This is a genomic window from Limnofasciculus baicalensis BBK-W-15, assembly GCF_024178385.1.
Lineage (GTDB): Bacteria > Cyanobacteriota > Cyanobacteriia > Cyanobacteriales > Coleofasciculaceae > Limnofasciculus > Limnofasciculus baicalensis.
Genome location: NZ_JAMZMM010000265.1, coordinates 1 through 8,636 on the forward strand (window position 1 = coordinate 1; position 8,636 = coordinate 8,636).

At 44.8% G+C, this 8,636-nt stretch carries 9 protein-coding genes; all 9 read left to right on the forward strand.

What is annotated here, in order from left to right:
* Window positions 1–38: 38 nt before the first annotated feature.
* Window positions 39–260: a hypothetical protein gene (locus NJ959_RS21160; protein ID WP_254013726.1), complete on the forward strand. Its 222-nt coding sequence runs from the start codon at window positions 39–41 to the stop codon at window positions 258–260.
* Window positions 261–307: 47 nt separating this feature from the next.
* Window positions 308–493, forward strand: coding sequence for a hypothetical protein (locus tag NJ959_RS21165; protein ID WP_254013727.1), 186 nt, complete (start codon window positions 308–310; stop codon window positions 491–493).
* Window positions 494–879: 386 nt separating this feature from the next.
* A complete protein-coding gene (locus NJ959_RS21170) occupies window positions 880–1,509 on the forward strand; it encodes an AAA family ATPase (RefSeq protein ID WP_254013728.1) in 630 nt (209 codons plus the stop codon).
* 137 nt (window positions 1,510–1,646) lie between these two features.
* The gene (locus tag NJ959_RS21175) at window positions 1,647–1,901 is read left to right on the forward strand and encodes a ribbon-helix-helix domain-containing protein (RefSeq protein WP_254013729.1); all 255 of its coding nucleotides are present in this window, start codon (window positions 1,647–1,649) and stop codon (window positions 1,899–1,901) included.
* A gap of 696 nt (window positions 1,902–2,597) precedes the next feature.
* Window positions 2,598–3,275, forward strand: coding sequence for an RpnC/YadD family protein (locus tag NJ959_RS21180; RefSeq protein WP_254013730.1), 678 nt, complete (start codon window positions 2,598–2,600; stop codon window positions 3,273–3,275).
* A 14-nt stretch (window positions 3,276–3,289) separates the two neighbouring features.
* Entirely contained in the window at window positions 3,290–3,613 is a 324-nt protein-coding gene (locus tag NJ959_RS21185) for a hypothetical protein (protein ID WP_254013731.1), read from the forward strand.
* A 218-nt stretch (window positions 3,614–3,831) separates the two neighbouring features.
* Window positions 3,832–4,875 carry an RpnC/YadD family protein gene (locus tag NJ959_RS21190; RefSeq protein WP_254013732.1) on the forward strand — a complete coding sequence of 348 codons (1,044 nt, stop codon included), beginning with the start codon at window positions 3,832–3,834 and terminating at the stop codon, window positions 4,873–4,875.
* Between the two features lie 192 nt (window positions 4,876–5,067).
* Window positions 5,068–5,739 carry a tyrosine-type recombinase/integrase gene (locus NJ959_RS21195; protein ID WP_254013733.1) on the forward strand — a complete coding sequence of 224 codons (672 nt, stop codon included), beginning with the start codon at window positions 5,068–5,070 and terminating at the stop codon, window positions 5,737–5,739.
* Between the two features lie 512 nt (window positions 5,740–6,251).
* A partial coding sequence (locus NJ959_RS21200) for a plasmid replication protein, CyRepA1 family (RefSeq protein ID WP_254013734.1) occupies window positions 6,252–8,636 on the forward strand: 2,385 nt, incomplete at its 3' end.

The window sequence follows — 8,636 nt, forward strand, 5'->3', positions numbered from 1 at the left end:
CCTTTTTCTGGTTTGACTCTCCCTTGTGACAGTTGAGGGTGCGGAATGTGGGTTCCAATGCGATCGCGCTTTGGTGCGACACCCGTCCCCACATCCTAGATGCCATTTTTGACCTACCTGTTGAAGAATTAGCCAGCGTTCGAGCAGCAGGTGGTCGCGATACTCCCCTCACAGGGAAAGAGAGCAAAGACGCGATCGAAAATACAGTTCGCGAAAGCATTCCGCCAGAGAAATCACCACCCCCTCCACCCAAGAATTGAAGCTGACATCTCTCTTGGCCAAAATAGAAGGTTGGTGCAACCAGGGCTTGAAACTATTGACCTGTATAGCGATCGTGTTACGGAAGCTGTCACCAGGGGCAAAATATTACATCTGTATGGCACAGGAAACCGGACCATCACCTCGTCATATTCTTTTTGAGCGTCCCCTATTGACAACCGTGAGTACACGAACAACGACTGACAAGACGAATGTCCTGAGTAAGGTTGGATGAGTGCTTCATGGTGTTTGAGTAGCAAGTGTGCCGAAAGTGCCGTTAAGCCTAAAAAGCTTACTGCCTATAGATTTCAGGCTTCACACCATCCCCCAACAATCTAGTACAGAATTACTAAGACAACCAATCATCTTAAATGCGTGCGCTCGCTTCGCCCCCCGACTCCATCACTCACCCTGATGGCTCTAGCCAATCCCCCCATGACACTTTGCTATCAAACTAGCAAAACATCTAACTAACTAAATATCCATAACCCCATACAAAATAACGATTTTTACCAAGCATTAAGCTATACTACTAAGATAGTATGCTATCAAACTAGCAAATAAACAACCCACCGCCTAGCCTCATGGTGCTATGGCGGGAATCTCCAAGGGGGAAGACAAATGAAAATCATCAGCCTGTTATCCCGTAAGGGAGGTTCCGGCAAATCAACCCTCACAGTTCACTGGGGTGTCGAAGCCCAGAAAACCCAAGGGAACCGAGTAGTCCTCATCGACACTGACCCCCAAGGTTCCTGCTCCTCCTGGTACAACAAACGAGAAGCAGAAACACCACTCCTAATCCAGTCCAACACCAAAACCATCTTCGACCACATTGAATCCTGTCGTACCGACGGGATAAATTTCGTCATCGTTGACACCGTACCCGACATTAACAATCTCGCCGTTCACGCCGCCAGAGTTTCTGACCTAGTAGTAATCCCGGTACGCCCCTCGGTCCTAGACTTAGAATCCATCAGCGCCAGTATTGAACTAGCCTCCGGGATTAATAAACCTGCGGTGATTGTCCTCAACCAAGCACCCCCCGGCTCAACCATTACTTCGGAAGCCAAAACAGCCCTAACTAATTATGGTCTACCCATTTGTCCAATACCTATTTTCAATCGTCTCATCTTTTGTCGCGCCATGATTGACGGTAGCGTCGCTAGTGAAATTGAGCGTAAAGGAAAAGCCGCAATAGAAATTCGTCAAACTTGGCAGTGGTTATTAAAACAACTTACAGTCGAAAATTAAGCATGGCAAAAAAAGCACCCTCTTTTCCACCACCTTGGCTGAATATTTCCTGACCTAATAGAGAAAATTAAACATGGCAAAAAACACCTTCCACCACCTTTGATGAATATTTCCTTCTCTAATGGAGAAAATTAAACATGGCAAAAAAAACACCCTCTTTAGCTACGGTAGCCCTCAAAAAAAGTAATACACCAGTCGCGGCAGTTCCATCAGTATCATCTAATGAAGATAAACCCACCGAACAACGAAAAGGTCAGACATTACGCCTCTCTATCGGTGCTTGGAAACAACTTAAACATCTAGCCACAGACTTAGGGAAACCTGTCCACGATTTGCTGATTGAGGCAGTCAACGACCTATTTAGTAAGTACGGCAAGCCCCCAATAGCGTGATATACTGCTATCAAACTAGCAATGTGGTTCGGCGGGGATTTCAAGGCTGTAAGTATTGCTAATTACTGGTTAATCCTATATTAACCAGTTAGGCAGTCTACTATCTAGATAGCAAAATAGCAAATAGCCATAAGCGAACTGCAAGCAAGAGTCGAGAGGAGCGATGCCGATTTTAAATTAGATAGGGCTTGCTGATGGGAATCTCAAGCCTTTCCCTATCAAAGTTTGTCGAGATATAAAAAGTGAGCGTAAGTACAAGCAATAAGCCTGATACTATTCTCTGCTAATACACTTAGTTGTTGAGCGAGGGGTAAAATAATGGGGTAAAATAATCTGTAAACCATTAAGAGTTCCCCATTAAGAGTTCCCTATCTCTACTATCAATTTTAGCTCCTCTCTCAGCTTATGTAGAGAGAGTTAGGTAAGCTGCGGGAGCATCTAAATTGGATATTAAATTTTGGGAGTGTAGGGGGGTTTTTTTTTGTGGAGGTATAGCAATCCTAAATGATTTTATTGCATTGTACGCGAGCAAGATGCTCATACTGCAAGGATTCTGGTCTCGATCAATTTTGCGACTGATTTAGGACTGCTATATCTAAATTAAGTGCTCCACAGCTTAAATCAACAGTGAAGTGAGCTTGGCTCACAATAAATCAACTTGAATCAGGGCAAAGATTAACAATTAGGAGTGATGAAATGAGCGAATATGATTCCCCCTGGAAAGAGGGCATTTCCGTATATTTTCGGGAATTTTTGCGTTTTTTCTATCCATCAATAGAAGCCGACATAGAATGGGAACGAGGCTTTGAATTTTTAGACACAGAACTACAAAAAATTAAGAGAGAAAGTGAAACAGGCAGAAAAGAAGCCGATAGATTAGTCAAAGTATGGCGACGCAGTGGCGACGAACAGTGGGTTCTCATCCATGTAGAAGTGCAATCCCAAAGTCAAACCGAATTCTCCGAACGAATGTACATTTACCACAACCGGATATTTGATAGATATCGTCAGAGCGTAGTCAGTCTAGCCATACTAGGAGACGAGCAAAAAAGTTGGCGATCCAATAGATATTCCCGCGAACTATGGGGCTGTCGGGCAGTACTTGAATGGACAGTAGTAAAATTGCTAGACTATACTATAGAGGAACTTAATGCAAGTCGCAGTCCATTAGCTCCGATAGTCCAGGCACACAGAACCGCACAAATTGCAGGCAAAAATGTGGGAGTTGGCTATGAGAAAAAGCTATCCCTAATTAAAAGTTTGTACTCGCGCGGATATGGTCGAGAAGATATAGTCCAATTATTCCGATCGATTGGTTTATCAGTTTACCATCTCAGGAAGAAGAGCGACTGTGGCAAGAGATACTTTCATTAGAAGAGGAGAGAAAAATGCCTTATATTACCAGTGTGGAACGGATTGGAATCAGGAAAGGATTAGAGCAGGGATTAGAGCAGGGACAGATAACAAAAGGACAGGAAGATATTATTCGTATCCTTGAAGTGAGGTTGAAAAATATTCCACCTCAATTGAGGACGTTAATTGGCTTCATCAAGGATCAAGAAGTACTAGGAACTCTTCTGGTTCAGGTAGTAACACTCCAATCGGTAGAAGCATTTCTTGAAGTGGCGAGTCAATATGTTACCCCCGATGAATTGGAATTAGCTAGAAAAGAGCAAAGTTCTGATGAAAGCACCGATGAGCCGAGCTGCTGATAATGATATCTGGAGGCAATGAAGTCAGAACTACTTTATAGCTTTCCTCCTTGGCGTTGGCATCTCAGTTCCATTGCTACCGAGATGCCATGTTAACAAAATCATATTCTGCAACAACCTGTTGCCTAAATTAGTTGAGTTGAGTTGAGTTGAGTTGAGTTAGCAGAGGTGAGAGACTACCGGAAATATTTGTCAAATATCAGTTGTAAAAATTTACTGTGGTACTTGTAGTGACACCCCCCATCGACCATGACGCAATTTTCAAAGAGCTAATTTCCACCTTCTTCCTAGATTTTATCGAACTTTTTGTCCCTCAAGTTTTGGAATACTCTCAGCCAAGCGAATTTACCTTAGAACCAACAGAAACAGTTCGTGAAGTATTTAGTCCGATAGGACAAGGAAAAAAGAAAATCGCCGATGTCGTTGCACGTCTCACCTTTCGAGACAAAGCAGCTTGTTTCTTAGTTCATGTAGAATCTCAGTCGAGTGCTTATACCCAAGAGGAATTTCGGTGGCGGATGTTTCATTACTTTGCCCGTTTGCATGAAAAATTCCGCCTCCCCGTCTATCCCATCGCCCTCTTTACCTTTGACGAACCATTCCAAGAACAGGATAATAGATATGTAGTTAGTTTTCCAGACCGCCAGGTTTTAGACTTTAGTTTTGTTAGTATTCAACTTAATCGGCTCAACTGGCGAGACTTCCTCAAACGAGAGAATCCTGTCGCATCGGCTCTCATGGCTAAGATGAGGATGACTCCCTCGGAACGTCCTCAAGTCAAAGCCGAATGTTTACGGTTACTTGCTACGCTTAAAGTAGACCAAGCGAAAATGGAGTTAATCTCTGGATTTATTGGGACGTATTTACGTTTAAATGAAGCTGAAGAAGAGCAGTTTCAACAAGCAGTTGAGTCGATGGGACTAGAAACAAAGGAGCGTGTGATGCAATTTGTTACCGATTGGCAAGAAAAAGGGCGCGTACAGGGGTTACAGGAGGGGCTACAGCAGGGTCAGATAACGAAAGGACAAGAAGATATTATTCGTATCCTTGAAGTGAGGTTTTCAGAGATTCCACCGCAATTGAGGGTGCTAATTAGGAAGATAGAGGATCTTGAGGTTCTAGGAACTCTTCTTGTGCAGACGGTGACAATCCAATCAATGGAGGCATTTACATCTGTTGCGAGTCAATATGTGGCCTCAAATGGGTTGGAATCGCCTTCCGGAGAACAGAGTTCTGGTAGAGGCTCAGATGAGTTAGACTAGCCTGTAATCTTTTCCCATCAACAACTTCTTTGGGCAACGCAGCGTTGGACAATTGCTTCATCTGGATATGCCTCCGCATTAAGTTTATAGTCAGCGATGATGATAGTCCATAGACTACATCAACGTGGGGAGATAGATTGACTGTGACCCCAAATCGCGATTCAATTTAACTATTGTATCGGGTGTGCTGCCGTGAAAATTGACCGCCACGGTCAGGCAAAAATACTGACCCTTTCTGAAATCGACATTCTATTTAACAGAGGATTAAACAGCAACTTCTACCGCGCCCTCTTTGGCATCTGCCTCTACACCGCTTGCCGAATACGCGAGTGTTGTCTGCTCAGAACCACCGACGTATACGAGTGTAAAGGCATTGTGATGCCAGAAATCGTCTTTCGCAAAGGTAATACCAAAGGAAAATTAGCCACCCGCTGCATCCCAGTGATTGAGGATTTGCGGCTCTTACTCAAAGAATACTACCCCTCTAAGAGCACCTGGTTTCTCTTTCCAGGATTAGATGGCACAGGCCACATCAATCCCGACTCAGCCGCCAGAGTACTGAGAAAAGCTTGCCAGGAAGTCGGTATTCGGGGAGCCAGCACCCACAGCTTTAGACGAACAGCACTAACTCAACTTAGTAACGCTGGAATACCATTGCGCGTAATACAAGAAATATCAGGCCACCGTAATCTGGAACAACTACAAAGATACCTGGAAGTAAAACCCGAACAAATACTAGGAGCAGTGTCCGCACTTTCCATGCTATCTCCTGTCGGGAAAAGAGCATATCTCGACAGGAACAATGCTGATACTACAATCTCTGAAAGAACTTCAATACGCGATCGCCACCCTGATCTCCAATAATACACTACATCGCGAGATCGACATTATATGGGATGGAATTGGAGACTGGAGAGGTTGATTCAATGAGCAACAAAGTGGGAAAATCTCGGTTCTGCGGAATCTGGGTTCTTCCGTATTTAGTCAGCTATTCATGGTAAACTTTTTTACAGTCTCAAAAGGAGAAGTACGGATGTGATGATTGAGTCCCCAAAGACAAGACCAGCCTATAATAAAATTTCTGACGAAAGATCCTATAGACTGGTCTATGAGGAGATTTTCTCAAATCTCCTTGACAATTAAATAAATAACTCGAGAACGGGTCTAACGGGTCTTAAGAGAAACATTAACCACACTCAAACAATGCCAAATGTTTTGAACGCCAGAAAGCATTGAAAGAATTATCAAAGGTTTGGTAACGTTCTGCAAAAGTCTGTCATTTATTATGATAGCAGAACTTTTCCCACAACTACAACAAGTGGCAAAAAATCTCTTCCCCCGTTCCTCAACACCCACCACATCAAAAGGAAACGGCAATGGAAAGACCAAACCACATCAAATCAGCACATTGGCAAGAATGGACAATCGAGAGCGGTATCGACCCCAACCTCACCGCCCTTAACGTCCAATCCCTCACAGGCGCTACAGCTTATGAATACCTAATCTACTCAGAAACCATCCCCCGCCGTAACGACGGACGCTTAACAGACCACTGGCTCAAAAAATACCGCCACCTCGAACATGGCGGTTGGTACTGCGGCACACTATCCGATTCTCTATGGGGATGCTTCAAACCCAACCAACCCCGGCGCAACCGGGACAACAAAAAACCCATCAAATACGAACATCCCCCCAAAGTAGCCACCGGACTATTTCTCCTCAAAGTCACGCTGAAATTGTGGAAACGTATTGCCAAACGTTACAAAGTCCCAATGCCCAAGTATTTGTTCTTATACACAAGAGAGAAACTCTATGAACTTTTCTGGAAATGGGTCATCAAGCACAACATCCCCGTCATAATCACAGAAGGTGTAAAAAAAGCCGCCATCTTAATCACCAAAGGCTACGTGGGCATCGCAGTCCCTGGTATCTTTAACGGATATCGCCAGCCAAAAGACGCGATGGGAAATCCAATGGGAAACCCCAGCTTAATCCCGGAACTGGCTCGATTTGCCACCCCAGGGCGAATTATCTCCTTTGGCTTTGACTCTGACAAAAAACCCAGAACCATTGCCAACGTGCGTAAAGCCATTAGCTTCACAGGTTCCTTGTTAGAACAGCAAGGCTGTCAAGTCCAGGTGATTGAATGGAAACCTCAACTCGGTAAAGGAGTTGACGATCTAATCGTAAATCACGGGATAGAAGTTTTTGACGCTGCCTACCTCGCCGCTAAATCCCTGGCTATCTGGAAAGCGAAGCAACTTAGCTGCCTCACCTACGAGCCAAGTCTCCAAGTCAACTCTCGCTATCTTGACAAGAATATCCCCTTACCCAAAGACGCGAAGCTAGTTGGTCTCAAATCCGCCAAAGGGACAGGGAAAACAGAACTCATCGCACAATGGGTTGCCGAAGCCCTCCACAAGGGTCAGTGGGTCTTAGTACTCACACACCGCATCCAATTAGGAGAAGCCCTCTGTCAGCGGTTTGGCGTTCCCTATGTCACTGAATTGAGAGACAGCGAGATAGGTAGCTTATTAGGTTACGGTCTTTGTGTAGATAGTCTCCATCCGGAAAGTCAGGCTAGGTTTAAGGCAGAAGATTGGTCAGATGGGTTAGTCATTTTGGATGAAGCCGAACAGGTTCTCTGGCACATGTTGAACAGCAGCACTTGCCAAAAAGAGCGCGTTCCCATCTTAAAGTCATTTAAGACCCTGATTAAGAACGCCTTAACCAGCGATTACGGGCAAGTCATTGTCTCAGATGCCAACCTCTCGAATCTCTCAATCGAGTATATCAAGCAACTCGCCGGGGTGGATATTCCTCCATATATCATCCAGAATGATTGGGTCCATCCTGGGTGGTCTGTTTATCGATACGGTGGCAGGAATCCCGCCAGCTTGATGGCCAGTCTTAAGAGTCATATCAAGAAAGGGGGTAAGCCTTTTGTCTGTGTCTCTGGACAGAAACGCAAATCCAAGTGGTCTACTACCACACTGGAGTGTTTTTTGCAAAAACATTTTCCTGATAAACGGATACTACGGATTGATTCTGAGTCCGTCTCTGACCCCACCCATCCGGCTTACTGCTGTATCTCTAAGCTGAATCAGATTCTTTTAGAGTACGATATCGTAATTGCTAGCCCGTCGATTGAGACTGGGGTATCGATTGATATCAAAGATCATTTTACTTCGGTCTGGGGTATCACCCACGGGATTTGTTCGGTTTGGTCTTTTCTCCAGTCCCTGGCACGGGTACGTCCTGATGTGCCGCGTCATATCTGGGCAGCGCAACGCGGGTTAGGCAGGATTGGGAATGGGTCCACTTCGGTTAAGAGTTTGCTTGCTTCTGTACATAAGCTGACTTCGGCAAATATTCAGCTTCTCCAAACGGCTGGTTATGATGACCTAGATAATGAGGGAGTTTTTCAGCAAGAGAGTCTGATTACTTGGGCAAAGATGGCGACGAGGATTAATGTCACAATGTCTTGTTACCGTGAGGCGGTGATGGAGGCGTTGCTTGATGAGGGACATACTATTATTGATGTGGATGCGGTTAATCAGGACTTCCACGTTGAAGATAAAGGGCATTCGGTAGATGCTAGCCCGGTTATCGGGACTGATAGCAGCCGGGTAATTGAGATAGATAGCAGCCGGGTAATTGAGATAGATTCCCGTTGGGATGATGGGATAGATAGTAGCCGGATAATTGGCATAGATAGCAGCCGGGATGATGGCATAGATAGCAGCCGGGATGATGGCATA

Coding starts and splice junctions, on each gene's coding strand:
- NJ959_RS21185 (WP_254013731.1), top strand. CDS start 3,290: ATGCCTTATATTACCAGTGTGGAACGGATTGGAATCAGGAAAGGATTA.
- NJ959_RS21175 (WP_254013729.1), top strand. CDS start 1,647: ATGGCAAAAAAAACACCCTCTTTAGCTACGGTAGCCCTCAAAAAAAGT.
- NJ959_RS21170 (WP_254013728.1), top strand. CDS start 880: ATGAAAATCATCAGCCTGTTATCCCGTAAGGGAGGTTCCGGCAAATCA.
- NJ959_RS21180 (WP_254013730.1), top strand. CDS start 2,598: ATGAGCGAATATGATTCCCCCTGGAAAGAGGGCATTTCCGTATATTTT.